Below are 25,813 nucleotides of genomic sequence, written 5' to 3'. Positions count from 1 at the left end.
GGAAATGGCTATGTCAGGTAAGACTGCAACATCATTCCCGGAATTGGATGGCGTTGAGCGTCCAGCGATTGAGTGGCTAAAGAAGCTCGGCTATACCCATATCAAGGGATGTCAGGTTGAACAAGCGGTGCGGACCGAGCCCTTGATTCTGGAAGATGTCCTCCTCGAAAGGTTGCATGCACTCAATCCCTGGCTGGTCGAAGTCTCCGGCGCGGCTTCCAGAGCAATGAAACAACTGCGTGATATCTGGTTTGAAAATAACAGCGATCTGATGCTGGCAAACCATGCTTTCTGGGAAAACGTGCTGTTTCAGTCCAACCTGCAAGAAAAAGATAAAGAAGGGCGCAAGCGTAGCGTCCGATTTATTGACCAGTCCGGTGCAGCCCATAACCGTTTCCACGTTGTCAATCAGTATGTTGGTAAAAATAATAATGCTGCACCTTTTAAACCAGACCTTTTGCTGTTCATTAACGGGATACCGCTTGCATTAATCGAATGTAAAGCCAGCAACGTCAAACTGAGCAAGGGCATCGCACAGATTGACGGTTACCAGAATTCATTCCCACATCATTTCGCATTTAACATGGTGTGCGGGGCAATCAATCGCAGCCAGGCAAAATACGGCGCGCTTTATGCTCCAGAGCCGTTTTACCTCAAGTGGAAATTTGATCCTAAAAGGCCTGATGAGCACACCATTCTCACTGAAATTAAAGAGTTACTAGGTAAAGAGCCCACAGCACAAGACACTTTGCTGTGGGCATTATTCGAACCTTCTCGCTTTGTTCGTTTTGTTTGCTTCTATCCTCTGTTTGAAGTTGAAGATGGTAAAATGATCAAAAAACTGCCTCGCTATCAACAGTGGCGGGCCGTTGAGAAATCCTTGCTCCGTCTACAGGGGAATGATCCAGCCTTGCCGGGTAAAACACAGGGAGGCGTGATCTGGCATACCCAGGGAAGCGGGAAATCGCTAACCATGGCACTACTGGCACGTTTGATGCGCGCAGAAATATCCAATTTTGAAAATCCCAGTATTCTGGTATTAACGGATCGCACCGATCTGGACCGTCAGATTCACAACACCTTTATCAATGTGGGGCTCAGGGCGTCAAAAGCTGATTCAGTCGCTGGCCTTGAGGCGATGTTAAGCAATGATTACGGCGCGATCTTCACCTCTACGGTTCAGAAGTTTCAGGAAAGCGATGGTAAACAGATCCAGGCAGCAAAAGACTCTGAAAATAGTGATGATACGGATGAGGAGCAGTCCTCAAAGAGCCGCGTCAGACGTGTTTTAAAACGTTTGGAAAACGGCAAAGATGAATGCTGGATAGTCAAAGAAAATAATCTGAACTTCGGTCTGAATAATGCCAGTGGCGAGCCCCTGAAAGCAAAATGGCAAAAAGTTAGTGAAGAAAAAGTGGATTTTCGGGTTCTCAGTACTAAAGCAAATTTCTTTGTTATGGTTGATGAAGCACATCGTAGCCAATATGGTTTTCTCGCGGCCTTTATGCGCGCATCACTCCCCAATGCGAAGTTCATCGCCTTTACAGGTACGCCTCTGTTTAAAGAAGACAAAAACACCCTTGGTGAATTTGGCGGCAAAGAATACATCGATATTTATCGCCTTGATGAGGCGGTGGCAGATGGAGCAACGTTACCCATCAAATACCAGGAAGGTATGGCCGAATGGGCCAGTGATGGTAATCTGAAAGAAGCGTTTGAAACTGAGTTTGGTCAGGAACCTCTGGCACGCAAGAAAAAACTGAAGCAACAGCTGCTGAAAAAGCGTCGCGGAGCCATCAATCGCATTGAACAAAACGCGAAGCATTTGATTGAGCACTTTCTTACCAGCGTAAAACCCCGAAAATTTAAGGCGATACTTGTCTGTGATGGCCGGGATATGGCGGTTCGCTACAAAGATGTTATCGATGGTCTGATGGCAGAACGGCAGGCACAAAATTTACCCACATTCGATAGTAAGATCGTTATTTCTCTGGGAAGCATGACGGATAACCGTACTGGAGCAAGCGAGCAGCAAGCCCACACAGCCACTGGTTCACAAGGGGTTCTGGAGACGATAGAAGAGCGAGTAAAACGTGAGTCTAAAGAAGGGAAGACTCCGGTTGCCGTTCTGAGCGATGATATTCCCACTTTGGTCAATACCGAATTCAAACTGCCTTATGGTCACGAAGCAGAGAACAAACCTGATGGACAAGCCAGGATCAATAACATTGGTTTGATCATCGTTTCCGATATGCTGCTCACTGGATGGGATGCGCCGATTGTCAGTACCCTCTATCTTGATAAGCCGCTGAAAGAACATACCTTACTTCAGGCTATTGCCCGAGTGAACCGTACCCGCAAGGGGAAAAAGGCGGGTTATATCGTCGATTACTACGGTGTTGTTGAAAATCTGGATGAAGCGCTCAAAATTTATGGTGGCGATGTTCTACCTGAACAAGTCTGGACAGATGTAGAATCTGAGCTGCCAAAGCTTAAAGCCGCGCTGAGCAAAGTAGAAGATATTCTGCCGAAAAAACACAATCTGCTTAAGCACCCGGAGCCCTTTAAAGAAGATGCCGACCTGTTTTTAGATCCGGACGTACGGCTTGATATCGTGGAAGACTTCCTCGTTGCTCTTGCGGAGTTTAATGGTCGTTTAGATATTGTATTACCCGATGAGCGTGCGGCCCCGTTTAAACCTTATTTTAAGGTATTCAATGAAATTAAACTGCAGTTGCTGAATAAAATGCCGGAAAGTGCGGATAAGGTACGCATCACCGCTTCAGAATCAGAGCTGCTCAAGGGAATGCTGGACGAACATATTGAATCAAGTGAAGTCAAAAGCCTGCTGGGACGCGAAGTTTCTATCCTTGATGCTGCCGATATGGATCTTCTGCGTAAGCAAAAAAGCAAAGGTAGTGCAGCGCTGGTGATGAAGAATAAACTTAAACACACGATCAGAACCGGTAAAGGCAAAGATCCGGCGTTCTTCGGCGATCTTGAAGAAGAGCTCGCAAGACTGATACAAGAAGAGCGGGAAGGTCGGATCGAACAGGCTTTGTTTCTGGAACAGTTGGAATTGTTCGCACAGCGTGTCAGAGACAAAGATGCGAAGCCCAGCGAAATGGGGCTGAGTACCGCAACTGAGCGGGCAACGTTCAATTATCTGATAAAACAGGTTGCTGAAGCAGAAGCCCTGGCGTGGACGAAAGGATTATTCAATCATCCAGATATTGCAGCTGTCATGCGCTCTCCTATCTGGAAGAAACAAAGTGACATCCACAATGAGATCAAGAAAACGATACGTACAATTTTACGCGGTCTGGGGGGGTGGGACATGACCGTTGCACGTCAGCACACCAATGAGATATTCCAGATAATGCTGAACAACTGACAGTCGAGTCATTAACAATGCCCATTTTTCAATACGGCACCACGGTTATCGAGTGGGAGTTCAGGGTCGACTCAAGGCTCGCTCATCACTACGTAACCGTGGAACGTGGCCATAAGGTACTCCTTCGAGGACCGGATGTGTCGTTGCAGGAACAGCAAGAGTTGATAAGCTATCGCGCCCGATGGATCAAGCAACGTCTGGCTGAAGTCAACCGGCCATTGAAAGATGAGATCGTGACGGGTAGTCGCTTACCTTATCGTGGTAAAACGTTCTATTGTGAAGTCATTCCTTCGCCTGAGCTCACTGTACCCAATATTACGTTCAACCAAAGTCGATTCAAGGTGTTTTCACCCGAGGGCCATTTTGTAAGCCGTCGTCTTTTTAAACCTGCACTGGATGGTTTTTACAGGCAGAAAGCAAAAGAGAAGCTGCATGCGAGGATCCTTCACTGGCAACGAGAAACAGGTCTAACCGCAACGACGTGGAGAATTAAGCACTTCGATGCGCGATGGGCAAACTGCACGGAAAACAACGTACTTGAATTCCATCCCCGTTGTATGGAGTTTTCAAATCGCGTAATGGATTACATCATTATCCATGAGCTGTGTCATACCGTTGAGAAAAACCATGACAAACCATTCTGGTTACTCATAAAGAAATATTGCCCAGAATGGAAAGAGCTCCATGCTCAAGTTGAACATCCTGAAATGCAACTGTAATGCATCACATGGTTGGTGAATATCTACCCGTCAACAGAACTAACATAATCAATATCTATTATTCTTAAAGGGCTATATTGTTCATCTTTGTTCTCATATATTTCCCCCATTATTTTTGCATTGATTTTTAACACTGGAGTGCCCTCCAGTATTTCAATAGAGTATGGCTGCCGTGACAAAGATTCTTTAATCTTAAATGCTATTTTTTTATCTATTTTCCCCAGGATTTTATCCAGCATATTTTTACTGAAATCCAATGAAAGACAGAATACTCCACCATCGAATCCTTCGCTAATTGGGCCAACCTCCACTACAGCAGAGTATAAATGGTCATTGACCCTGGCAATAAATGGTAACCCCAAGGATTTGAAAGAAATAATATCTCCCAGCGGATATCCAAGCTTATGTAAAGCCAATCCGAAGTCAGGTTTGAAGTTGAGTAAACGTGGGTTTGAAAATGCCAGCGGCGATAGTATTTTTTTTAATTCATTGAGGTCGCAGCTCAAATCCTTAAGCTTCACGATAAAAACAGGTTCAGTCTTGTTTATATTAAAAATAGCCAACTGATGACCATTGCATAAAGCATAAACAGATGCTCTAATCTCCGGATGAATAGCATAGCTATAAGCTTGTTCAACATTGTTACCTGATAAAATATTTTCAAAGGGTCCTTTAGCATCTAAGACCCATTTATACTTATCGTCTATTATCAGTAAATAGTCAGGGATGGTTTTAATATTGTTCTTTTTTGTTCCAATATAAACATATGGATGAGGTAGCGCAAAACTTCTGATGATACGATGATTCCCAGAAATAGAATAACCCAAGGCTTTTAATAGCGGAGAAATCAACTCTTCCCTTACTGTATCCTCTTTAACCAATTTACTGTTTAATAATGAAAAATCAAAATCATGGAACATATAAACCCCGATAAGTACGTTCTTATCACATTAAGCTGATAAATAGGTTCTTTTAGCGGAACCAAAAACTAAGTCTCAACATCATCCTGCTTGTAGTTTGCCACAAGAGCGCGAACCAAATCATCCAGTATCCTGAATATGAGCTCGAATGTTTTGTTCAACTTAACGGCGCAGCCTAAATATCCATTTTTACGAGCGGTAAGTGGGGCGCTAAGGCGGCCCCCCGGTTTAACGTTCTCAGAATTGTGCGGTGTAATTCACGAATGCCAGCTTGTTGCCATCGAAGTCTCTGACGTAAGCGCAGTTGAAAGCTTCGCCGAAATGTGGATGCAGGCCTGGTGCTCTCTCGTCCCAGGCATAACGTAAGGAAACATCTGCTCTCCTTTATGGTATCAGGGGAGTGAAGATAGCCCGCCTAAATCACTCAGGCTTTGTTTTTCATTCATCTGCTTTATGAGCCCAGGCGGGCATTGCCGTCAGGTAACGTTTTGCCCGCTTCTGTGCTTCTTCCGGGCCGACTTTTTGCCAGGAATCAAGGAAGCTGGCTAAGCCTGATACCGCTTCTTCCCAGGGTTTAAGATTGCCGTTGCTGTCGCTGCAGTACGCGCAATATTTATCACTGGCACTGTGTGCATCGGGTGCCGACATCGGCATTGTAGTGGCACACTAAATTTGGCCACCTGATTAAAGGTGATATTCTCACCTCAACACAAAACAGGTGACTTAATGAACAAGAAAACTAAGCGTACTTTCACCCCTGAGTTCAGGCTGGAATGTGCACAGCTGATTGTTGATAAGGGCTACTCATATCGACAAGCCAGTGAAGCGATGAATGTCGGCTTTACCACCCTTGAGAGCTGGGTACGCCAGCTCAGGCGTGAGCGTCAGGGTATTACCCCCTCTGCGAAACCCATTACCCCAGAGCAGCAACGTATCCGCGAGCTGGAGAAGCAGGTTCGCCGCCTGGAGGAACAGAATACGATATTAAAAAAGCTACTGCGCTCTTGATGTCCGACTCGCTGAACGGTTCACGATAGTTGCCAGGCTGAGCGACAGTCACACAGTTGTCAGCCTTTGCTCTGCGCTGGAAATACACCGTAGCAGTTACCGGTACTGGCGAAAACGACGTGATACTGTCAATCCGGCGCAAGTCAGGTTGTACAGCGAAATACGCCGGGCATGGAACCAGAGTCGGGGCTCTGCGGGCGCGCGCATTCTGGCTGAAATGCTGACCCAAAACGGCCTCCCGATGAGCCGTTACCGTGCCGGGCGTCTGATGAAATATCTGAACCTGAGCAGTTGTCAGCCCGGAAAACATCAGTATAAAAATGCCCGTCAGGAGCATACCAGCCTCCCGAATCTGCTCGAGCGTCAGTTCGCTGTACCGGAGCCAGACCGGGTATGGTGTGGAGATATTACGTATATCTGGGCAGGGAATCGCTGGTGCTATCTGGCGGTTGTTATGGATCTTTTTGCCCGCAGGATTATCGGCTGGAGTCTGTCAGCGCATGCTGATACCACACTGATAAGCAGTGCTCTGCGGATGGCCTATGAGATGCGTGGCCAGCCGCGTGATGTCATGTTCCATAGCGACCAGGGAAGCCAGTATACAGGGCTGAAATATCAACAAGTTCTCTGGCGTTACAGGATAAAGCAAAGCGTCAGTCGGCGGGGAAACTGCTGGGATAACAGCCCAATGGAACGCTTCTTCCGTAGTCTGAAAACAGAATGGGTGCCGATGAATGGTTACGCAGGTAAGGACGAGGCCCGGCGACAAATCAGCGGTTATATTCTGAATTACTACAACAGTGTCAGGCCTCACCATTACAACGGAGGGCTGACGCCGGAAGAATCAGAGAACAGATATCGTTTTTACTGTAAAACCGTGGCCACTATTACTTGACCACTACAGGTGCCTGATTTTTTAGGGTGATCGAAGGGGGTGGCGAATAGTTGGTGTGCCATCTCCTTTTATCTTCTGCTACCGGGTAAACCACGTTTATTTAGATAGGGCAATTCGCCCGTCGTTGTTCCATTACTTCAATTGGTTCTGCACCTGTAAATTCATTTTTAAGTTTAAAAATAACAGATGCTCTCGAATTTCTTTTTGACTGAGATACTTCCTTGCTCCCTCACCACTTTCCGAGCATGATCGCACAATCCTCCACCCAGAACCCAACCCTCATGACCCGCGATCACACCCTCAAACACGCCATCTCCAAAATCACCCTCTGGCGGAAAGGCGATCAGCGCGCGCCACACAAGCCACTCCTCCTCCTTTACGTCCTCTCCCAATACCGCCAGGGTCACTCTCGCCTGTTCAACTACGGTCCAGAAATCCGCGAGCAACTACTGGATCTCCTTAACCGCTACGGCCCTCAGCGTCGCGATCAGCGCCCCGATATGCCGTTCTGGCGGTTAAAAGGCGATGGGTTCTGGGAATTACAAAACGCCGATCTCTGCTCAACCAGCGGCACCCGTCAGCCGCCACGAGCCGAACTCATCGAACACAACGTCTCAGGTGGTTTTGACGCCGGGAACTTCGCGCTACTGACTAAAAAACCTAACCTGATCGACACGCTGGCAAATCAGCTTCTTGAAACCCATTTCCCCGCCAGTATCCAGAACGATATCGCCGACGAGCTGGGTTTTGATATCCAGTACACCCTCAGCCAGCGAGATCCAAAGTTCCGCCAGATGGTGTTGCGCGCCTACAACTATCAGTGCGCCATTTGCGGTTTCAATATGCGGCACGACAACGCGCCCATCGCTCTCGAAGCGGCGCATATTCGCTGGAAACAACATCATGGCCCTTGTGAAGTGCCAAACGGATTAGCTCTTTGCGCTATCCACCACAAAGCTTTCGATCGCGGTTCAATCGGTCTGAATGAAAACATGCGGATCGTGATATCAGAAGCCGTGAACGGCACCAGCGCGGTTGTTCAACAACTGTTTTGGGATTACGCAGAAAAGGTCATTACCTTGCCGCAGAGTAAATCAAACTATCCAAATGAAAAATTTATTGAATGGCATCAGACGGAAGTATTTAAAAAGGCGTGACGATCATTATTACTGAGGGGGATATATTGTGATAAGTTTATTCTCTTATATAACCACAGAAAATAATTCCAATATCACCCAATAATCCCCTTATTAATTCCTATATTCAATTAGACTTTTATTTAATCACCTGATTAAATATACAGGTCATTAAACGCGGCACGGATGTGCGCCAACACACCCGCGCCGCTAACCACAGCCACTATTATGAAGGAATAGCAACCATGACTATCCGCAATTCTATTGCAGTTTCATATAAACCAGAAGTCTCTCCGGCAAATAACCGTCACGTTACCGTCAGTTATACAACCCGCGCCCCCGATTTCACTCGTGTTCCCGCATTAATAATGCGCGGCCAGTGGCTGGAAGCCGCAGGTTTTTCCACCGGAACCAAAGTTGACGTAAAAATCATGGACGGCTGTATTGTATTAACCGCCCAGCAGCCAGCCCCTGAAGAACCTGAACTATTAAAATCTCTGCGCCAGGTCTGCAAATTATCAACGCGCAAGCAAAAACAGGTACAAGACTTCATTGGCATCATTACCGGTAAACCCACAACGGCATAACTCTCACTGCTCCCGGTCATGTGCCGGGAGCTGCCATGTTTTAAAGCGTACCACTTATTTTCGTACATCACGCTTCCCACAACACTTCATCAGATCGTTAAACGCTAAACTCACGTCTCATCGCGTTCTGTTACATAAAATCAGTCGGTTAGTTCCAATACTGAGCGTAAAGTCAGCATTCTGACTGTCTTTCATACAGGGAATGGAAGGGATTGATATATGGATACAGTAGAGGAACTACAAGGAACGTATTTTTACAAAGGGATCTGTAATATTTCTTCGGGTGAACTTTTTTTCTGGATCTTACTCGACAAGATAGACGAGCAGTTTGGTGGAATTACCGACATCGTTGCGATGGCCTGTATTATCCTTGGGTTGCCACTATTGAAAACAAGAGGTAAGCCGTACGGCGCGACACCGGGAACATCAATTGCTTCAAAATATTTACGTCAGGTTCTGGATGTGTAGTTACCCGTAAGGTTGGCAACATTCACTAACGCTAGTATTAAAACACTAAAGCCAAAGTATGTGACAAATTTAAGTGCTTTCGTAGGTAAATGGGTCCCCGTTGTTGGCTGGTTTATGCTGGCGAGTGATCTCACTCAAATCGTTTATAAAACAGTTTCAACGTATAACACCCTTGTCAGAAAAGAAGATCAGATATGGTAACGGACAGCGAAGTATTACAATTTTTCAGAGATGAGTTGCCTGTTATGGGGACATTATCAGGGAAAATGATCCCGCTTCAGATTGATGATGCTTTACAGTCCTACGCCGAGTTTGACGATCTTTCTTTAGCGATTGATAAATTCGCTGCAAAATTCGATATCGATACCAGCGTTATTAATTTTAATTCTTACTATCCATGGAAAATAGAGTGGTTTTTCCGCAAATGGTTCAACAAGGCACCCGTTAAGCAAATATCAAAGCCTCTGACCGTTCAAATGTTTGCAGAATCGGCTAAGGCTGGCCGTTGGTTATATGATTAATTACAAGGAGTTTGAAAATGGCTGTACCGGTACATTTATGGCTCAAAGATGATGGAGGCGCCCTTATTCGTGGTTCCTCTGATGTAGCAAACAGGGAAGGGAGCATTGAGTTGCGCGGGTTGACTCATAACCTCAGCATTCCCACTGATGGCGCAACAGGTAAACTAACGGGTACTCGCAAACATGCCCCTTTCTTATTCGATAAAGACATAGATTCCTCATCTCCTTACCTTTACAAAGCTGTAGCGACGGGGCAAACGCTGCAAAGCGCCGAGCTGAAGTTTTACCGTATCAATGATGCTGGGCAGGAAGTAGAGTATTTCAATATTCTGCTTGAGGGTGTGAAAGTCGTTTCAGTTACGCCGGTTGTGCATGATACGCGAGTGGTGACGGGTACAGGTCACTTAGAAAGCGTACAGCTACGTTATGAAAAAATTACCTGGCTGTACAAAGACGGTAATATTCAGTTTACCGATGCCTGGAACGAACGCGCGACGGCATAATTAAGGAGGAGCGCTCGCTCCCTAATTTTACTGCGCTAACCCTCACAAATACCCACCCACACTCCCATGCTAACTCGAATTAGTTTACAATTACCCCATTACTTCCCCTATGGAAAATGAAGGGTTTATGGCCAAAACCGTTGAACAAGTCGCCAAAGCGCTGGATATCTCCATCACCACTGTGCGCCTGGTGCTGGGAGGCAAAGCCGATCAGTACCGCATTAGCGCCAAAACGCAGCAGCGTATTAACGATTACATCGCTGAAAATGGCCTGGTCGTTAACCACATCGCCCGCAGCCTGAAGCTGAACAAAACCGAAACCTTAGGGCTGGTGGTTCCGCGCTTATCGAACCTGTTTTTCTCCACCCTCGCGGAAAAGCTCGAATCCTGCTGCCGTCAGGCGGGTTATCAGTTGATGATCGCCTGCACCTACAGCGACAGCGAGCATGAGAAAAGCCTGGTGGAAGGCCTGCTGGCGCGCAACGTTGACGGGATGTTCGTGGTGCCCTCGACGCGGGAAACCCAGTTGCACCACCAGAAGGTAGCGCGCAAGCGTCCACTGGTGATCCTCGACCGCGACTTCGGAGAAGGCGAGACCTCGCTGGTAGTGAGCGATAACTACAACGGCAGCAAAAAGCTGGTGCAGGCCATGACCCAGGCGCTGGACGTGTCGCCGCTGTTCTTTATCGCGGGCGATACCCAACAGCCGTCGATCCAACGCCGTTTACAGGGTTACCTCAGCGAACTGCCCGCCGGGAAAGACTGGGTGCTCTCCGCGAACCACAACCGCCAGGAAGAGGGCAAACAGTTAATGCTCAACTTTCTCAGGCAGCACCGCGATCCGCCACAGGCATTTATCGCCTCGTCGCTGCCCATCCTTGAAGGGACGCTGAGCGGGTTACGCGAAGCCTACGGCTATATCCCGTCGGATATTTCTATCGGCACGTTCGATGAACACCAGATGCTCGGGTTCCTGCCCAATGCGGTATGGTCGATGCGCCAGGATGAAGATGCCTGGGCGCAGCATGCGTTTCACCTGATGCGCCAGAAACTCGACGGAGATACAACCGACGTCAAAATCACCGTGCCGATGACGTTGATTCACCGACCGCTGTCCGTGGAAAGTCGCAAGGGATAAAGAGAGGCCGGGCGACCGAAATGGCCGCCCGGAAAAGCAGTTAGATCAGTTCATTGGCGAAGCGCGTAGCCAGTTCCGCATCCAGCTCCGGCGGCAGGCCGCTAATCCCCACACCGGCAATCGCCAGGCCATCCACCCTCACCGGTACGCCGCCGGGCATCGCCAGCAAACGCGCATCGTGAAAGATCTCCAGCTTTAACGATCCCTGGCTGACTTCTTCCGCCAGCCGCGCCGTCGGGCGGCGAAAACGCAACGCGCTCCAGGCCTTGCGCTGCGCCAGTTGGCGGGGCAGAGCGGGGCAGCGGGCGTGAGCGCCAAAGGCTATCAGCTCGCCATCCGTTCCCACTACCGCAACAGCCAGCCCGGCGGTGTGTGGCTCCGCTTCCGTCTCCTTCAGGAAGCGCGCCAGCCGCTGGCAGACCGCGCTGTCGTCCAGGCGTGGGGATGCGCAGACCAGGCTATCGGGCATCGGCGATATACCCCTGTAACCGCTGATGCAGCGCGTCCAGCTCCTCGCGCTGCGTCGCCGTCAGCGCCACAAACGGCTCGCGGGTTGGCCCGGTGTCCACCACGCCTTTGCCCGCCAGGTATTTCGCTGACTGGAATACGCCGCGCGCGACCAGGTTCTCCACTACCTCGTTAATCTGCTGCTGCAAACGCTGCGCTTTCGGGATGTCCCCTTGCTGGAACGCGTTACGCAGCGCAAGGAACAGCTCCGGTTGCAGGTTCACCGTGGTGCCGACGGTGGCGGTGGCCCCGGCGGAGAGGCTGGACAGGAAAATCTCGTCGAAGCCGTTAAAGAACACCTTATCCGGGTAACGGGCAATCATCCGCTCCAGCGAGTAGAGGTTATGCGAGGTGTGCTTAACGCCCAGCACCTGCTCGTCGCCCAGCAGCGCCTCGGCGGTCAGGCTGTCCAGTTCCACGCCGGTAAACTGCGGGATGTTATACAGGATCACCGGAATAGAGATGGCGTCCAGCCCCCGCCGGTAGTAGGCGATAATCTCCTCGCGGCTGTATTTATAGTAGTAGGGCGGCACCAGCGATACCGCGCTGGCCCCGTCCTGTTCGGCGCTTTTCGCCAGCTCGACGGCGTCCTGGGTGCGCGGCGTGCCGACATGGGCGATCACCGGCACCTTACCCGCCGCCGCGCTCACCAGCGTCGACAGCACCTGTTTGCGCTCGTCGAAGCGCAGCAGCGGCCCCTCCCCGGAGGAGCCGCAGCAGTAAAAGCCTTCCACGCCGCGCGCCAGTTGCGCATGGGCCAGCGTCTCCAGCGCCGCGTAGTTGACGGATTCATCGGCGTGCATCGGCGTGATCACTGCCGAGATAATGCCGCGAAACGCCTGCCATTTTTCACTTACCATGCCGTCCAGCCTCCATCCACCGTTACGGTGGAGCCTGTCATATAGATTGATGCGTCGGAAAGCAGGAACACCACCGCGCCGTTGTACTCGTGGGGTTGCGCCATGCGGCCAATCGGAATGCGATCGGTGTAGTTTTTCTGGAAGCGCGGGTCCTGGTCGCTGCGCTCCACGCCGGAAAGCGTCAGGGTATTGACGCGAATGCCGTCGCGGCCCCAGTAAGTGGCGCAGTAACGGGTGAAGTTATACAGCCCGGACTTGGCCGCCGCGTAGGCCACCGGTTTGACGAACGGAATGCCGGTGTCCTCTTTTTTATAGCTGTAGATGTCCTGCACCGGAGAGACCACCCCGTAGATCGAACCGACGTTGATGATCGAGCCGCCTTTCCCGGCCTGGCGCATCCGCTTGCCAACTTGCTGGGTCATCAGGAAGGTGCCGACCAGGTTCACTTCCACCACGTCGCGGAACACCTCTTCCGGGAAGTCCTCGAACGGGCCGGAGACTTCCGGCGGCGCGCTTGGCTGGGTATCAACACCCGCGTTATTGACCAGCCCGTCCGGCACGCCCCATTTGGCTTCAATCTTATCCAGCACCTGGTTAATGCTGGCCTTGTCGGTAATGTTGATCTCGGCGCACAGCAGACGGTCCGAATCTTTGATCGCCCCCAGCACGCGGTCCACGCGCGCGGCGTCAACGTGAGTCGCCAGCGCCGCCACCTTCGCGCCGCGCGCGTGCAGCGTCTTCACGTACTGCGCGCCAAGCTGCCCCAGGCCGCCGGTGACGATGATGATCTTGTCTTTTACCGAGAATAAGCTGTCTTCCATTGTTCTTTCCCCATCAATACGTTGTTAGATTTTGTGTGTGGCGAGGTAGTCACGATCGAGAATGATGCCGTGGCCCGGACGGTCACTCGGCACGTAGTAGCCGTCCTTCTCTTCGCCCGCTTCGGCGATGATGCGCAGATCCTTCCAGCGCCCGCCGTCGGTCATTTCGGCGTACGAGATATTCGGCACGGTGGCCAGCAGGCTGGCGCTCAGCTCCATGACAAAGTGCGGGGTCATCGGCAGGTTGTGGGCGCGGGCGACGGCAGCAATGTCGAGATAGCCGGTAATGCCGCCCACCCGGCCCAGATCCGCCTGCACGTAATCTGCGCAGCCACTCTCAATATATTGCGTGAACTGGTTTACGTTATAGACATTTTCGCCCAGCGCGATCGGCGTGGTGCTGCGTTCGCGCAGTTTGAGGTGGCCGGTAATGTCGTCGGACGGCAGCGGCTCCTCAATCCACAACAGGTTCAGCGGCTCGAACAGTTTGAAGGCGCGCAATGCCTGCGGGAAATTCCAGCCCTGGTTGGCGTCCACCGCCAGCGGGAAGCCCGGCACCGCTTCCTGGATTTTACGCAGGCGTTCGACGTCTTCTTCCAGCGTCGGTTTGCCGACTTTTACTTTTGCCGCCAGATAGCCGGTGCTTTTCCAGCGTTTCACCTGGTCGATCACTTCGTCGATGGAGAGATGCAGGTTGATGCCGCTGCCGTACAGCGGAACGCGGTCGCGCACCTTGCCGATGATGTCAACAATCGGCGCGTTCAGGGTTTTACCGAGCAAGTCCCAGTAGGCGATATCCAGCGCTGCGAGGGCATGGGTGGTCACGCCCGCGCCGCCCACATCGTGAATGTATTTATACGAACGGTGCCACAGCCCGCGCGGCGACAGCGGCTGGCCGATGACATCCGGAATAATTTCAGCAATCAGCGCGGAGATGGTTTTACCGCACCAGCCGGAGGTGTGGCTGAAGCCTGTGCCGACGTGGCCGTTAGAGCCGTAGACATCGACAATCGCCACTTCGATATCGGTGACGTGGTGGATCTGGTCGCCCCACGGGCCTTCCGGTAGCGGAACGCGGGCGGTCATCAGTTCGATATTTTCGATTACGGGCATTTTGGTGCTGTTCATTATGGTCATCCTTCTTTCAGGACCGTGGCCGCCCTGCGGCGCACGGTCGGGAGCGCGTTAGTTTTTCGAGGTTGAAACCGGGGACTGTTGCCCCTGCAACGTGATTTCCGGGCTATCGGTATGCGGCTGGTCGTGCTCATCGCCCACCGAATGCCCGAACACTTCCGGCAGCAGGAAAATCGAGGCGAGGAAGGCGCAGAACGGCGCGATGGCGATAATCAGCGACGCCAGCGGTACGCCGAGCTTTTCAAACAGCGGCGGGAACACCAGGGTGGTGACGAACGCGGTCACCTTCACGATGGTGTAGCCGATGCCGGAAGCCACGCCGCGATAGCGCGGTTTCGCCACCAGCGAGATCACCGTCATACCGCTTTCTGAATCCCAGTAGTGGCCCCAGAGCATCAGCGCCGCACCGAAGGTGATAAACCCGAAGCTGCTGGTGTAAACCCCCCACGACGAAATCGAAATCCCGATAGTGACCAGCAGGAAGCCGTACTTGCTCAGCCCCTTGTGACCAAGTTTTGGCAGCAGCAGCGGGCCGACGAACGCCGACAGTGCGGCGATGCAGTTCACCGCCAACAGGGCGAGGTTGTTCTGGATCTGCCCGGAGATGCCGACGGTGACGAGGATCAGCGGCAGGTAGAACGAAAACGCATAGTTTTCAAAAGACTGTACCGCACAGGAGAACCAACCGAACAGGGTGGTGCGGCGGGTGAACGGGCGGCGGAACAGGTCGTGCAACGTCTCTTTCAGCGTCGGGTGAGGGATCTGCACGTTCTCGTTGGGCAGGATATCGTCCAGCAGCTTGCCGTCCTGCTCGCCGTAGTATTCGCGGGACGCCTTTTTCGCGTCGATGAAACGGCCACGCTCCACGAACCAGGCCGGGGTTTCCGGCAGTTCGCGGCGCATAAACAGCAGCAGGCACGCCGGGATTGCCGGGACAGCCAGCACGATACGCCAGATCAGATCCGGGTGAACGTCGAGCGCCACCAGGCTGGTAACCAGCAGGATCGCGGCGATAATCCCCAGCGCGAACATAAATTGCCAGCGGTTGGCCATGACCTCGCGTTTGCCTTTCGGCATCACTTCCATGATGTAGGTAAAGCCGTTGGCGACGTCTGCGCCCACCGGGATCCCGGCGAGGCAGCGGATAATTGCCAACCAGTACATATCCGGCGCCAGGCCCTGCAACACCGCGAAAATCGCGAACAAGATCATCGACCACAGGAAGATAGTGCGGCGGCCTAATTTATCGGTCAGCCAGCCGCCGAGCAGGGCACCGATCACCGCGCCCAACTGGGTCCCGGCGGCGGTAAAGCCGAGCAGCCAGGCGCTCGGCTCATAAATATCTTTCAGGGCGAACAGAATATAGGCCATGGAATAGATATCCCATGACTCGATTAATAAAGCGGTGATCATCAGCCAGCCCGCTTTGGTACTGCCCGGGGCTTCCTGAGAATCGAGGCGTCTTTTGGCCTTCTGGATAATGAATTCAATATGTTGCTGCTGGTACATAAAATCCTCTCTTATCCGGGCGGCAAGATTGCACGCCCGAACAGAAACCTGTCGATCCGCACCTGTGTTAAGGCGTCAGAGAAACGGGATGTTTGTCAGGATCGCTAACAACGTAAAAATCACATAAGCGAGTCAGTGTTACTGCACGAGCTGGTGGGCATCGCCTGCCAGATAAACCTGGATGTTTTGCGTCAGCGCCTGGGCGACAAAGGCCGTCAGCACCTCTGGCAACAGCGCCTCGTCGACATAGGCCAGGCTCAGGTGGTTACTCTGGTGGCCCGCCATTAAGTCGTCGCGGGTCACGCCGTCGAGCACCGCATTCAGCAGCGGCCATTGGTAGTTGGTGGACTTGCGGCGGCGCTCGAATTCCGCTTCCGGCAGTTCCACCGCCGTACCGGTGCCGACGTGCAGGATCACCCGGGTGCCTTCATAGTGGGCGCGTGCCCAGATAAAGCGCCCGGCCTTGCCCTGGCCGGCGATGGTGGAACCGCCGTAGGGGAAGAACATCGGCGGCTGGCGGTAGCCGGTCGCGCCCGCAATGCCGCCTTTGAGATGGGCGAACGGGACGGCGCCGGAAATCTCCAGATCCCAGTAGAACGTGCCGTTGTAGTCGCTGCCCCAGCGGATATCGTGAAGGGTGGTTTCGCTTTCCAGACCCAGCGCGCCAAGCAGTTTCGCCAGCATCACCTGCGGGATGGCGCTGCCCATGTCCACTTCGTTGATGCACGGGATCGGCGCGTCGGGGCAGATGATCTCGCCCTGCTCATCCGGGATCGGGAAGCGCTCGCCGTTACCAATCGCCCCTTCGGCGAAATCGGACGCGGCGCAGCTGTCCTTCAGCCCCTGCTGATACTGCACGCCCACTGCCGACAGCCCGAAGCGCTTCACGAAACGCGCCATGGCAATCATCATTGCGCACTGTTCCAGCACCTGCTCGCGGGTGAGTTCTTCGGCGCTGTGGGTGCCAAAGTTAAAGCGCATCCCCCGGGTTTCATACCAGTCGAGGCAGGCCTCGCGCAGCGCCTGCGGCACGTTGTTCATCTCCACCAGCAGCGCCGACTGCGACAGCGACTCCACCGGGATGCCCACGTCGATCATGGCTTTCTGCGGGAAGACGCCGTTGATCATCCCCATGCAGAAGGTGTCGAACAGGCCGACGATTGCTTTATGTTTGAGGATCGACTGGCCCACCTTCACGCCAATCTGTCCGGCTTCGCTGGCCAGCAGCGGCGCGCTGGCCGGGACCGGGCGCAGGTAGCTGAGCTTGTGGCTGAGATGGCCGTCGCGCAACCAGGTCTCCAGCCCACGCATAAATTTTTCGTCGTCGAAGGTTTCTGACCACAGGCGAGAGTAGTTGCGCTCAAGGCTGGTCAGGCTGCCCGCCATGCACAGCATGCCGACCAGGCCCGGCCAGGTGCCGTCGAAGTTAGCGAGCAGCAGGATCGGCCCGCGATGATGCACCAGCGACGGGGCGATATGGTGGGAATATTGCCAGGCGGTGAGCAGCACAATTACCGGCGCGTCCGGGTCGATATGGGCGAACAGATCGCTGCCTTCTTTCTGGCTGCTGATAAAACCGTGACCGCGGCTTTCATTCACCGGATGGGCGCGCCGCATGCGGTAATCCAACTTTTCCAGTGCCGCTTCAAGGCGCTGCTCAAAGGATTTTTGCGTCGGCCAGCAGGTGACGTTCGCCGGTTCGCGTAGGTCCGCATTGGTCACCATAAGGACTTCACCGGCTTGCGGCGTGATGATTTCTTGTTCCGCAGGTAGGGTTAAATTCAACATCGGAATGGCTCCTGTAGGGGTAGTCCAGCGTAGTGCTTAACGGCGCAAAACCCGGACTGAACCGACGTTTTCCCGCGCTAAGCCTCGATATTCCTGGTTAACTCTCACGGCTAACTCGAATTAGCAAATTAGGATAAAAAAAAGCCACTCTCAAATTTTTTGCCGAGGTTTTGTGATGACCATCAAGAATGTATTTTTATATTATTGATTTATTAAGTGTATTTTTATTTTGGCTGAATTTTACGGAGACAGACCGCCTTATGGTCGCTAAACAGGTGCTTGCCGGGCCAGGAAAACGCGACGGCATAAAGAATTTTGAAATACATAAAATATTTTTTATATAACCGCATGAATATAAATGATTATATCAGGAGTTATTCACCGCTTATTGGCTGTGGTAGCACCGTGCGGGATGATTATTTAACCGATCCTGCTCACACTCTTCGCCGATCAACATTGAGAATATCCGTTGATTGCTATAATTAGCTAATTCGAGTTAGCTTGTGGGCGATTTTACCCGTCGCTATCGCCAGCCAGGCGCAGACCAATAACACAATAACAATCGCGGACAGAGGATTTAATGATGACTATGCTTACCTCGCCAGACATAACTTCTGTGAAAGACGAGCAGCTTGCTCTGCCGGCACAGGAAAGAAAAAAGCTGATCACCGTGCTGGGGTCCGGTTTATCCGGCACCACCATCGAGTTCTACGACTTCTTTATCTACGGCACCGCGGCGGCGCTGGTGTTTCCGTCGCTTTTTTTCCCCAATCTGTCGCCGCTGATGGCGCTGCTGGTGTCGTTCCTGACGCTGTCGATTACCTTTGTCAGCCGCCCGATTGGTGCCATCGTGTTTGGTCACTATGGCGATAAGATTGGCCGTAAAAAATCGCTGGTGCTGTCGCTGATGATCATGGGGATTTCCACCTTCCTGATTGGCCTGATCCCGAGTTACGACACCATCGGCAACGCCGCGCCGCTGATCCTGATTTTCCTGCGCCTGTGCCAGGGCTTCGCCATTGGCGGGGAGTGGGGCGGAGCGACCACGCTTATCACTGAATACGCGCCGCGCAACCGTCGTGGATTCTTCGGCACTTTTGTGCAACTGGGCAACGTGCTGGGACTGTTTATCGCTACCGCCGTCTTTGCGCTGGTGGTGATGCTGCCGGAAGACGATTTAATGTCCTGGGGCTGGCGCGTGCCGTTCCTGCTGAGCATCGCGTTGCTGTTCGTCGGCATGTTTATCCGCTCGCGTATTGAAGAAACGCCGGTGTTCAAAGAAAACCAGAAACAGCGCCAGAACGCGCCAAAAGCTGCTGAACAGAAGTTTCCCATTCTGACGGTACTGAAGCATCACCGCCGGGCGGTATTCCTGGCGATGGGTATGCGCATGGGCGAGATCGTGCTGGGTTGGCTGACGGTGGCGTTCTTTATGTCTTACGTCACCCGCGAGCTTAACTTCACCCGCGAAACGGCGCTCAACGGCCTGTTGCTGGCGAGCTTCGTCGGCATCTTCACCTTCCCGTTCTTCGGCTGGCTGTCTGATAAAATCGGCCGCCGCCCGGTTTATCTCGCCGGTGCCACCATTACGTTGATTTTCGCTTTCCCGCTGTTCTGGATGATTGATTCCGGCTCGGTGAAGATGTTTATGTTCGCCACCACCTTCTGCTATTCAGTCGGGCTGGGAATGATGTTCAGCGTCCAGCCGGCTTTTTTCTCGGAACTGTTTGATACCAGCGTGCGTTATACCGGCGTGTCGCTCGGCTTCCAGTTGGCGAATATCGTCGGCGGGCTGACTCCGATGATTGGTACGCTGCTGATTGCCTGGTCCGGCGGGCAGTCGTGGCCGATTTCGCTGTTCCTGGCCTGTATGGCGCTGATTACTATCGCGTGCGTGTGCGTGACCAGGGAAAGTTATAACGATGAGTTAAATGAAGTGAAATAAGCATGTAGTCAGGCTCCCCTCCGCCAGAGGGGAGCTTTTGGTGTGGCACACCTACCACCCTCCTGCGCCCTGCATCCAACCCGGCACCTGCGACAGCAGCCACAGCACCAGCCCAATACAGCCGCCCACCAGCGTCCCGTTGATGCGAATAAACTGCAAATCTTTACCGATGTTCAGCTCAATCTGGCGCGACATGTCGCGCGCGTCCCAGCTTTTCACCGTGTCGCTGATGTGACGGGTTAAAAACGCGGCGAAGTCCGGCGCAACGCGGGTCGCGGCCTGTTCCATATGTTCGTTGAGCGAGTTGCGCAGCGCGTTGTCCGCCACCAGCGTTTCGCCAAACCACTGCCCGGCCTCGGCGATGCGTCGCTGAATGCGTGAATCCTCTGACTGCATATCCGCCTTCAGCCACTGGCGCAGGTCGCCCCACAGTTCGCCGAGATAGCGGTTAAACGCGTCATCATTCTTCAGGTAGCGCTTGATGTTATTGGCTTTCTCAGCCATCTCCGGGTCGCTTTTGAGATTGTCGATAAGCTTCAGCGTGGCGCGATCGAAGGCTTTGCGGATCTGATGCCCGCGATCCTCGCTGATATCATCCAGCAGTGAATTCACCGCATCGGACACCAGCTCCGCGCTGTGCTCGCCTAACCACTCGGTGGGTAAAATTTTGGCTTTCAGCGGATGCTCCGTCTCCAGCCAGTGGACAATCTGCCGGGCAATAAAATCACGGGTTTTGTCGCGCTGGAGCAGGGCGATCAGCTGCGTAATCAGCGAATCCAGCAGCTGTTGGTGGCGATCGTTTTTGGTCATGCTTTCCAGCATCAAAGCGCTGGTACCGGTGAGGTCGACTTTATCTATCGCCTTATGCACGGCACGGCGAAGCAGGCCCTGGATCCGCGAGTCGTCGGTCAGTTCCAGGAAGCCGCTCATCCCCTGGATCAGATACCCGCCGACCCGCTGGGCATTCTCCGGCTGGCTGAACCATTTACCGATCAGCATCGCGGGTTCATGGCGATGAATAAGCGTAACCAGCGACTGAGTATCAAGGAATTTCTCTTCGACAAAGCGCCCGAGGTTTTCGCCAATCCGGTCTTTATTGCGCGGGATAATCGCGGTATGCCGCGAGATAAACGGCAGCGGCACGCGGCGAAACAGCGCTACTACGGCGAACCAGTCGGCCAGCGCACCGACCATCGCCGCCTCAGAAATGGCTTTTAGCCCGCTCACCCACGGGCTGGGCGGCAGGAACAGGGTGGTGACAAAGATTGCTGCGGCAGTCAGCAGCAGCGACAGCGCCAGCAGCTTGGCGCGCTTGAGTTCAGCTAATTTTTCCATCAGGTAAGCATAGAGGCGATGCGCGGGATGGGGTAGGGGAAAAGGTTTAAACAGTGGGCTGGCAAATTGATAGAAATATATAGCTACGGTAGTGCCACCTGCGAAGAAAGTGATCAGGGTCTAATTTGTCAGATATATTCCTGCAATCAATCATTCTTTTTTACTCGTCAGACGTAGCATTTAATAAAGGTTTTGATTAATTGAATGTTTTACTAAAATCATTAATAGCTCTAACCCTCAGTAGAATGTTACTAAAAATTTAATTTATAAGATTATGGCCGAGACCTCATATTTTTAATTAACAGAAGATTAGTGTTCTCATCAGGAATGTAAAACCAAAGGAATGGTAGATGGATACTGTTGAAGAACTAAATGGTACTTATTTCTATGCCGGGAGATCTAATCTCACCGCGAGCGAATTACTATTTATAATTTTTTGTGAAAAAACTGCGGAGCATTTTGGGATTGAAGATGTTGGAGCTTTAGCCGCGCTTCTGGGAGGGATAAACAATCAAACAACGCGGACAAAACCGCGCGATGCGATTGAAGGTACATCGATAATTTCTAAGAAGGTCAGAAAATTTTTTGGAAATAAAATGTTTCCTTTTGGTATAAAATTACCTACCTGGATTGGCGGTTACACACCATGGACAGTGAAAAGAAAAATGGTAAGAAAAATTGGTACCTTTGTTGGTCGCACTATTCCACTTATAGGTGAGGTGATTTTACTGGGTGATGTATTTAAAATTACATATTCCTCTATTCGTGATTATAACCGAATTGTCAGGGGTGGCGATAAAATATGGTAAATAATATTGAAATGCGCGTTATTGCATTGGTTACTCGCTATAGCGGTGTGTATATATTCAGGAAAAAGAAATATGATGACTATACAGCATTTTCAAGTCTCCATTTCGATGTAAAGCTTGATGTCGATGAAGCGGAAGAATTAATGGAAGAGTTTTTCTCAGAGTTTGATGTAGAGCGGGAAAAATTCAATATTGAAACCTACTATCCCGATGTGCCGATTTCGTGGAATCCATTTAAGAAGCAAATAATCGATGTGCCAGATTTTACCATTGGTATGTTAATAGAATCTGCAAGGGCAGGAAAATGGTTATATAATTAATCACCAGCAAGGAGCATAAATCATGGCTGTACCAGTACATTTATTTTTAACCGATGATGGCGGGGCTATTATCCGTGGTTCTTCAGATGTTGCAGGACGAGAAGGCAGTATTGAATTACGCACTGTACACCATAACTTAACTATTCCCACCGATTCTGCAACAGGGAAAGTGACTGGAACCAGGCAACATGGTCCTTTTCAGTTTTCAAAAGATATAGATAGTGCTTCACCTTATCTTTATAAAGCAGCGGCTACAGGGCAAATTTTAAAAAGCGCAGAGATTAGGTGGTACAACATTAATGATGCTGGTCAGGAAGTGGAATATTTTAGAATCACGATGGAAGCTGTAAAAGTGATATCAATCAGTCCACTCATGCACGATACGCGAGGTTGTCCTGGTACTGGACATTTAGAGGATGTCGCGCTTAGTTACGAGAAAATTACCTGGTTGTATAAAGATGGCAATCTCACCTTCACGGATGCGTGGAATGAACGTCCAACAGCCTGATGATGGGGGCTTGTTGCCCCCATCCCTCGCCTGGAAAATATATTCATAATCTGGATAACGGCCGGGCAGGTTTTATTTCTTTTCATTTCTGTACTCTCTCAGTTTCCCCAACGCAAAACCCCCAAACCCCAACCCCCATCACACCCAAACGGTTAAATTTTGACCATAATAACCGTGGGGTTTCACACCACACGCAAAAGGAGGTTGTATGTCCAGAACGATCTTAGTCCCTATCGATATCTCTGAGATGCAGCTGACGACGCAGGTTATTCCCCATGTTCAGGAATATGCCGGGCGGGAGGTTGCGATGATCCACTTTCTGGCCGTGATCCCGGACCATAGTTATTTTGCCGCCTATGGCCTGGAATACACCACCATCGCGCCGGAACGCTCGCAGCGGGAAGCCAATGCGCTGGAAACGCTCAATGAGTTGATCGCCCAGTTCAAACTGCCGGAGGGCCGCGTTAAAACCCACGTGTGTAGCGGCGCGCCGAAGGATCATATCCTGCGGGTGGCGGATCAGATCAACGCCGATCTGATTATCCTCGCCTCGCACCGGCCCAGCATGAGTACGTATCTGTTAGGCTCTAATGCCGCAGCGGTGGTGCGGCATGCCAAATGCTCGGTGCTGGTGGTTCGCTAATCGATCAAGCCCACTGCGGTGGGCTTTTTACCGGCGGTCTAATCCCATTGCGCTTACCGGATCGAACAGCGACAGGCTTTCGATTTGCTCCAGCAAAATCACTTTGCGAAACGACAGCGCAGACTTCGGCTCCGTGGTCAGCGTGATCTCGTGCTCTGCGTACCAGGCGCTGTAGTTGTGCTCCACCACAAATTCCCCGTTTTCCCGGGAGCGGTAACCGCTCAGGAACGGGATCAGTACGATATTGTTGCCCGGACTGCTGCTGTCGAATGACGCGGTGTGCACCATCCCGACGTACACGCGCTGCGATTTGAGCATCACAAACGCCAGTTCGCCTTCTTCCATGCACTGATACAGCAAACCCTCCAGCCCGTTGGCGCGGGTTAGCTGCTTGTAGAGCGAGCGGCGGCCACCGCTGTCGAGCCGCGCGCTGCGCGCCCAGTTGGAGCGATACAGGCAAAACAGCACCGCAAAACTCAGCATGATCACCACCGGCGCCTGAATGCCCAGAAAGCTCCAGTTAATAAACTCCATCTGGTAGCGGTGTGCTTCCGTGCCGAAATACTGCGGCAGTTCGTTCATCGTCAACGAAGCCAGCAGCAAAATCAGCCACACGGCGGCGGTGGCAATCAGCCCCTGCAACACGAAGATGCAGCCGTACAGCGCCACCAGGAAGTAAACATCCCAGCCGAAGGTGCGTTTGTATTTCAGGCGCGTGGACAGGTCGCGGCTGGCGTACCAGTAGCCGCAAACCATCAGCACCATAAAGATCGCGGTTCCCATCTCAGGCCCGCTTTAGCGTTTCAACGTGGCGTTCAAAGTCCTGTTGAACCTGGACGCAGTGGATGTTCACCATGGCGTTGCCGTCGCCATCAATAATGATACGTTCACCGTCATCGATGGCATCCTGGACGTCACCCTGGCTGATGACTTGCAGAAGTTTTTCGGGGCTTGAGAATAGAGATGGCAGCAGTTTCATGAATTTTCCTCCTGGCTACAGTGTAGAAAGTTTGCACGAAAGCCGCGGTGGATGTTTCCGAAACCCGCGCTACGCCAGCGCCGCCTCGCGCGCTCTGACCCGTTTTAACAGCCCCGCCAGGAAGAAAACCACAATCACGCCCGCCACTACCGACAGGGTGTGAAACGCCAGCCGTCCGCCCGCGTGGAAGTAGATCCAGCGCGCTGCCTCCACCGCCGCTGCGCTGGTGCTCAGCACCACAATATTCAGCGATGCGGAAACTGTGCCTTTCGGCAAGTCGTTGGAAAACAGGGTGAAGCGGTACAGCGTCGGGAAAATCAGCCCGATCCCGAAGGCGTAAAAGCTGGTGCCGAGTACCGACCACAGCCAGACGTGCGGGAACAGGATATTGCCGACGATCATCAGCGCCAGCCCGGTGAGTTGGATCGGGATCGCGCTCCACATAAAGCGCGGCGTGGTAGGGTCTTTAATAAATTTCACCACCAGCATATTGGCGACGATCACCGCACCAAAAATCGGCACCTGAGTCCAGGCGTACTGCGAAGTGCTCAGCCCGCCGTCGTCGATCAGAATCACCGGCGAGACCGCCACCCAGGTCATCAGCGGGATATAGCTTAAGGACAGCGTAGCCGCGCCGGTCAGGAAGATGCGGTTGCGAAACACGTTCTTAAAATCCTGCCATACGCTTGCTACGCGAAACGGCGCGCCGCGTTCTTTTATGGTCTCTGGCATGCTGAACAACAGGCCTAGCCAGGCGATGAACCCCATCACCGCAATCACGCCAAACAGCACTTTCCAGTGGACAAACTGCATCAGCGCCGCGCCGGACAGCGGGCCAACTACCGGGGCCACCAGCACTACCGAGGTGATAATCGCCATCAACTTAATGGATTTGGTTTGGCCGTAGGCTTCCTGCACCGTCACATAACCCACGGTGGCGATAAAACAGATGCTGGTGCCCTGAATAAAGCGCGCCGCGAGAAACTGTTCCATCGAGGAGGTGAACAGCGTGGCGGTACAGGCAAGGGTGAAGATCAGCGCGCCGGTAAGCAGCACCGGGCGGCGGCCAATCCGGTCCGACAGCGGCCCGAGCAGCCACTGCAATGCCATGCCGCCCGCCATATACAGGCTGACAGACGCCGGAGCCAGGCTGACGTCGGCGTTAAATTCCCGCACCACGTGGATGATCCCCGGTTGGATCATATCGGTGGTGAGATAGGCGGCGAAATCATACAAAATGAGCGCCATCGGGAAGAATAGCGAGCTGGCGTGCCGGGTCCAAAACGCGGAATTCCATTGCATACTGTCTTTCTCCTTGCTGACGGATCCTCGCTACAGTGTAGCCATAAGCAAATTGTTGTATATT

General features: G+C 52.3%; 25 protein-coding genes and 2 pseudogenes. 14 read left to right on the top strand and 13 right to left on the bottom strand.

The annotated features are described in order from the left end of the window. The first annotated feature begins 10 nt into the window (after positions 1–10). On the top strand, positions 11–3,394 hold the full coding sequence (locus tag RT120_RS12235) for a type I restriction endonuclease (RefSeq protein WP_312982895.1): 3,384 nt from the start codon (positions 11–13) through the stop codon (positions 3,392–3,394). Positions 3,395–3,411: 17 nt separating this feature from the next. Next, entirely contained in the window at positions 3,412–4,113 is a 702-nt protein-coding gene (locus RT120_RS12230) for a SprT family zinc-dependent metalloprotease (RefSeq protein WP_312982894.1), read from the top strand. 23 nt (positions 4,114–4,136) lie between these two features. Here the strand turns inward: RT120_RS12230 and RT120_RS12225 are convergent, their stop codons facing one another. The 3 genes and pseudogenes from RT120_RS12225 to RT120_RS12215 all read right to left on the bottom strand — a co-directional run bounded on the left by RT120_RS12225 (position 4,137) and on the right by RT120_RS12215 (position 5,681). Beyond that, positions 4,137–5,033, bottom strand: coding sequence for a type I restriction enzyme HsdR N-terminal domain-containing protein (locus tag RT120_RS12225; RefSeq protein WP_312982893.1), 897 nt, complete (start codon positions 5,031–5,033; stop codon positions 4,137–4,139). A 237-nt stretch (positions 5,034–5,270) separates the two neighbouring features. Next, a pseudogene (locus RT120_RS12220) lies at positions 5,271–5,384 on the bottom strand (VOC family protein); the annotation flags it as partial. Positions 5,385–5,471: 87 nt separating this feature from the next. Then, complete coding sequence (locus tag RT120_RS12215) at positions 5,472–5,681, bottom strand: zinc ribbon domain-containing protein (RefSeq protein WP_196089984.1); 210 nt, start codon at positions 5,679–5,681, stop codon at positions 5,472–5,474. Positions 5,682–5,723: 42 nt separating this feature from the next. Here RT120_RS12215 and RT120_RS12210 point away from each other — a divergent pair. The 7 genes and pseudogenes from RT120_RS12210 (at position 5,724) to RT120_RS12180 (ending at position 11,289) form a co-directional block, all read left to right on the top strand. Continuing rightward, positions 5,724–6,936, top strand: a protein-coding gene (locus RT120_RS12210) for an IS3 family transposase (protein WP_312982892.1) whose coding sequence is annotated in 2 segments (ribosomal slippage) — positions 5,724–6,028 and positions 6,027–6,936 — 1,215 coding nt in all. Because the reading frame shifts where the segments join, the coding sequence is not laid out codon by codon here. Positions 6,937–7,217: 281 nt separating this feature from the next. Beyond that, complete coding sequence (locus RT120_RS12205; RefSeq protein ID WP_312982891.1) at positions 7,218–8,093, top strand: phosphorothioated DNA-binding restriction endonuclease; 876 nt, start codon at positions 7,218–7,220, stop codon at positions 8,091–8,093. A 224-nt stretch (positions 8,094–8,317) separates the two neighbouring features. Beyond that, positions 8,318–8,659 (top strand): endoribonuclease SymE, encoded by a 342-nt coding sequence (symE, locus tag RT120_RS12200; RefSeq protein WP_312982890.1) that lies wholly within the window; start codon positions 8,318–8,320, stop codon positions 8,657–8,659. A gap of 219 nt (positions 8,660–8,878) precedes the next feature. Then, positions 8,879–9,328, top strand: a pseudogene (locus RT120_RS12195) (STM2901 family protein). Beyond that, on the top strand, positions 9,322–9,648 hold the full coding sequence (locus tag RT120_RS12190; RefSeq protein ID WP_312982889.1) for a DUF1493 family protein: 327 nt from the start codon (positions 9,322–9,324) through the stop codon (positions 9,646–9,648). The pseudogene RT120_RS12195 and the gene RT120_RS12190 overlap by 7 nt, the downstream one beginning before the upstream one ends. Before the next feature lie 17 nt (positions 9,649–9,665). After that, complete coding sequence (locus RT120_RS12185; protein WP_312982888.1) at positions 9,666–10,151, top strand: type VI secretion system tube protein TssD; 486 nt, start codon at positions 9,666–9,668, stop codon at positions 10,149–10,151. Positions 10,152–10,278: 127 nt separating this feature from the next. Then, positions 10,279–11,289, top strand: a complete 1,011-nt coding sequence (locus RT120_RS12180; RefSeq protein ID WP_312982887.1) for a LacI family DNA-binding transcriptional regulator — start codon at positions 10,279–10,281, stop codon at positions 11,287–11,289. Between the two features lie 40 nt (positions 11,290–11,329). Here RT120_RS12180 and RT120_RS12175 read toward each other — a convergent pair whose 3' ends face one another. The 6 genes from RT120_RS12175 to RT120_RS12150 all read right to left on the bottom strand — a co-directional run bounded on the left by RT120_RS12175 (position 11,330) and on the right by RT120_RS12150 (position 17,908). Then, positions 11,330–11,758, bottom strand: coding sequence for a heme-binding protein (locus tag RT120_RS12175; protein ID WP_312982886.1), 429 nt, complete (start codon positions 11,756–11,758; stop codon positions 11,330–11,332). Further along, complete coding sequence (locus RT120_RS12170; protein ID WP_312982885.1) at positions 11,748–12,656, bottom strand: dihydrodipicolinate synthase family protein; 909 nt, start codon at positions 12,654–12,656, stop codon at positions 11,748–11,750. The genes RT120_RS12175 and RT120_RS12170 overlap by 11 nt, the downstream gene beginning before the upstream one ends. Next, positions 12,650–13,477 (bottom strand): SDR family oxidoreductase, encoded by an 828-nt coding sequence (locus RT120_RS12165; RefSeq protein ID WP_312982884.1) that lies wholly within the window; start codon positions 13,475–13,477, stop codon positions 12,650–12,652. Before RT120_RS12165 ends, RT120_RS12170 begins: the two co-directional genes overlap by 7 nt. Before the next feature lie 24 nt (positions 13,478–13,501). Then, positions 13,502–14,605 carry a mandelate racemase/muconate lactonizing enzyme family protein gene (locus tag RT120_RS12160; protein WP_312982883.1) on the bottom strand — a complete coding sequence of 368 codons (1,104 nt, stop codon included), beginning with the start codon at positions 14,603–14,605 and terminating at the stop codon, positions 13,502–13,504. Positions 14,606–14,662: 57 nt separating this feature from the next. Further along, a complete protein-coding gene (locus RT120_RS12155; protein ID WP_312982882.1) occupies positions 14,663–16,120 on the bottom strand; it encodes an MFS transporter in 1,458 nt (485 codons plus the stop codon). A 138-nt stretch (positions 16,121–16,258) separates the two neighbouring features. Next, positions 16,259–17,908, bottom strand: coding sequence for a signal transduction protein (locus RT120_RS12150; protein ID WP_312982881.1), 1,650 nt, complete (start codon positions 17,906–17,908; stop codon positions 16,259–16,261). Positions 17,909–18,491: 583 nt separating this feature from the next. On the opposite strand from RT120_RS12150, the gene RT120_RS12145 reads away from it, so the two are divergent. After that, a complete protein-coding gene (locus RT120_RS12145) occupies positions 18,492–19,853 on the top strand; it encodes an MFS transporter (RefSeq protein WP_312982906.1) in 1,362 nt (453 codons plus the stop codon). 51 nt (positions 19,854–19,904) lie between these two features. Here the strand turns inward: RT120_RS12145 and RT120_RS12140 are convergent, their stop codons facing one another. Then, positions 19,905–21,188, bottom strand: coding sequence for a DUF445 domain-containing protein (locus RT120_RS12140; RefSeq protein ID WP_312982880.1), 1,284 nt, complete (start codon positions 21,186–21,188; stop codon positions 19,905–19,907). Positions 21,189–21,538: 350 nt separating this feature from the next. Here RT120_RS12140 and RT120_RS12135 point away from each other — a divergent pair, with 350 nt between their 5' ends. The 4 genes from RT120_RS12135 to uspF all read left to right on the top strand — a co-directional run bounded on the left by RT120_RS12135 (position 21,539) and on the right by uspF (position 23,468). Continuing rightward, positions 21,539–21,997, top strand: coding sequence for an STM2901 family protein (locus RT120_RS12135; RefSeq protein WP_312982879.1), 459 nt, complete (start codon positions 21,539–21,541; stop codon positions 21,995–21,997). Continuing rightward, the gene (locus tag RT120_RS12130; protein ID WP_312982878.1) at positions 21,991–22,317 is read left to right on the top strand and encodes a DUF1493 family protein; all 327 of its coding nucleotides are present in this window, start codon (positions 21,991–21,993) and stop codon (positions 22,315–22,317) included. Before RT120_RS12135 ends, RT120_RS12130 begins: the two co-directional genes overlap by 7 nt. A gap of 22 nt (positions 22,318–22,339) precedes the next feature. Then, on the top strand, positions 22,340–22,825 hold the full coding sequence (locus RT120_RS12125) for a type VI secretion system tube protein TssD (RefSeq protein WP_312982877.1): 486 nt from the start codon (positions 22,340–22,342) through the stop codon (positions 22,823–22,825). 208 nt (positions 22,826–23,033) lie between these two features. Further along, positions 23,034–23,468 carry a universal stress protein UspF gene (uspF, locus tag RT120_RS12120; protein ID WP_312982876.1) on the top strand — a complete coding sequence of 145 codons (435 nt, stop codon included), beginning with the start codon at positions 23,034–23,036 and terminating at the stop codon, positions 23,466–23,468. A gap of 27 nt (positions 23,469–23,495) precedes the next feature. On the opposite strand, the gene RT120_RS12115 is transcribed toward uspF, so the two are convergent. The 3 genes from RT120_RS12115 to mdtM all read right to left on the bottom strand — a co-directional run bounded on the left by RT120_RS12115 (position 23,496) and on the right by mdtM (position 25,749). Continuing rightward, positions 23,496–24,251 carry a hypothetical protein gene (locus tag RT120_RS12115; protein ID WP_312982875.1) on the bottom strand — a complete coding sequence of 252 codons (756 nt, stop codon included), beginning with the start codon at positions 24,249–24,251 and terminating at the stop codon, positions 23,496–23,498. Between the two features lies 1 nt (position 24,252). Continuing rightward, a complete protein-coding gene (locus tag RT120_RS12110; RefSeq protein WP_312982874.1) occupies positions 24,253–24,447 on the bottom strand; it encodes a hypothetical protein in 195 nt (64 codons plus the stop codon). A 69-nt stretch (positions 24,448–24,516) separates the two neighbouring features. Beyond that, entirely contained in the window at positions 24,517–25,749 is a 1,233-nt protein-coding gene (gene mdtM / locus RT120_RS12105) for a multidrug efflux MFS transporter MdtM (RefSeq protein ID WP_312982873.1), read from the bottom strand. Between the last annotated feature and the right edge of the window lie 64 nt (positions 25,750–25,813).

The sequence above is a fragment of the Atlantibacter sp. genome (genome assembly GCF_032062175.1).
Taxonomy (GTDB): domain Bacteria; phylum Pseudomonadota; class Gammaproteobacteria; order Enterobacterales; family Enterobacteriaceae; genus Atlantibacter.
This window is presented reverse-complemented; position numbering and strand designations above follow the sequence as displayed.

Bases quoted from the DNA above. Each gene is read 5' to 3' on its own strand.
- RT120_RS12235 (WP_312982895.1), top strand. From the start codon at position 11: ATGTCAGGTAAGACTGCAACATCATTCCCGGAATTGGATGGCGTTGAG.
- RT120_RS12230 (WP_312982894.1), top strand. From the start codon at position 3,412: ATGCCCATTTTTCAATACGGCACCACGGTTATCGAGTGGGAGTTCAGG.
- RT120_RS12225 (WP_312982893.1), bottom strand. From the start codon at position 5,033: ATGTTCCATGATTTTGATTTTTCATTATTAAACAGTAAATTGGTTAAA.
- RT120_RS12215 (WP_196089984.1), bottom strand. From the start codon at position 5,681: ATGTCGGCACCCGATGCACACAGTGCCAGTGATAAATATTGCGCGTAC.
- RT120_RS12205 (WP_312982891.1), top strand. From the start codon at position 7,218: ATGACCCGCGATCACACCCTCAAACACGCCATCTCCAAAATCACCCTC.
- symE (WP_312982890.1), top strand. From the start codon at position 8,318: ATGACTATCCGCAATTCTATTGCAGTTTCATATAAACCAGAAGTCTCT.
- RT120_RS12190 (WP_312982889.1), top strand. From the start codon at position 9,322: ATGGTAACGGACAGCGAAGTATTACAATTTTTCAGAGATGAGTTGCCT.
- RT120_RS12185 (WP_312982888.1), top strand. From the start codon at position 9,666: ATGGCTGTACCGGTACATTTATGGCTCAAAGATGATGGAGGCGCCCTT.
- RT120_RS12180 (WP_312982887.1), top strand. From the start codon at position 10,279: ATGGCCAAAACCGTTGAACAAGTCGCCAAAGCGCTGGATATCTCCATC.
- RT120_RS12175 (WP_312982886.1), bottom strand. From the start codon at position 11,758: ATGCCCGATAGCCTGGTCTGCGCATCCCCACGCCTGGACGACAGCGCG.
- RT120_RS12170 (WP_312982885.1), bottom strand. From the start codon at position 12,656: ATGGTAAGTGAAAAATGGCAGGCGTTTCGCGGCATTATCTCGGCAGTG.
- RT120_RS12165 (WP_312982884.1), bottom strand. From the start codon at position 13,477: ATGGAAGACAGCTTATTCTCGGTAAAAGACAAGATCATCATCGTCACC.
- RT120_RS12160 (WP_312982883.1), bottom strand. From the start codon at position 14,605: ATGAACAGCACCAAAATGCCCGTAATCGAAAATATCGAACTGATGACC.
- RT120_RS12155 (WP_312982882.1), bottom strand. From the start codon at position 16,120: ATGTACCAGCAGCAACATATTGAATTCATTATCCAGAAGGCCAAAAGA.
- RT120_RS12150 (WP_312982881.1), bottom strand. From the start codon at position 17,908: ATGTTGAATTTAACCCTACCTGCGGAACAAGAAATCATCACGCCGCAA.
- RT120_RS12145 (WP_312982906.1), top strand. From the start codon at position 18,492: ATGACTATGCTTACCTCGCCAGACATAACTTCTGTGAAAGACGAGCAG.
- RT120_RS12140 (WP_312982880.1), bottom strand. From the start codon at position 21,188: ATGGAAAAATTAGCTGAACTCAAGCGCGCCAAGCTGCTGGCGCTGTCG.
- RT120_RS12135 (WP_312982879.1), top strand. From the start codon at position 21,539: ATGGATACTGTTGAAGAACTAAATGGTACTTATTTCTATGCCGGGAGA.
- RT120_RS12130 (WP_312982878.1), top strand. From the start codon at position 21,991: ATGGTAAATAATATTGAAATGCGCGTTATTGCATTGGTTACTCGCTAT.
- RT120_RS12125 (WP_312982877.1), top strand. From the start codon at position 22,340: ATGGCTGTACCAGTACATTTATTTTTAACCGATGATGGCGGGGCTATT.
- uspF (WP_312982876.1), top strand. From the start codon at position 23,034: ATGTCCAGAACGATCTTAGTCCCTATCGATATCTCTGAGATGCAGCTG.
- RT120_RS12115 (WP_312982875.1), bottom strand. From the start codon at position 24,251: ATGGGAACCGCGATCTTTATGGTGCTGATGGTTTGCGGCTACTGGTAC.
- RT120_RS12110 (WP_312982874.1), bottom strand. From the start codon at position 24,447: ATGAAACTGCTGCCATCTCTATTCTCAAGCCCCGAAAAACTTCTGCAA.
- mdtM (WP_312982873.1), bottom strand. From the start codon at position 25,749: ATGCAATGGAATTCCGCGTTTTGGACCCGGCACGCCAGCTCGCTATTC.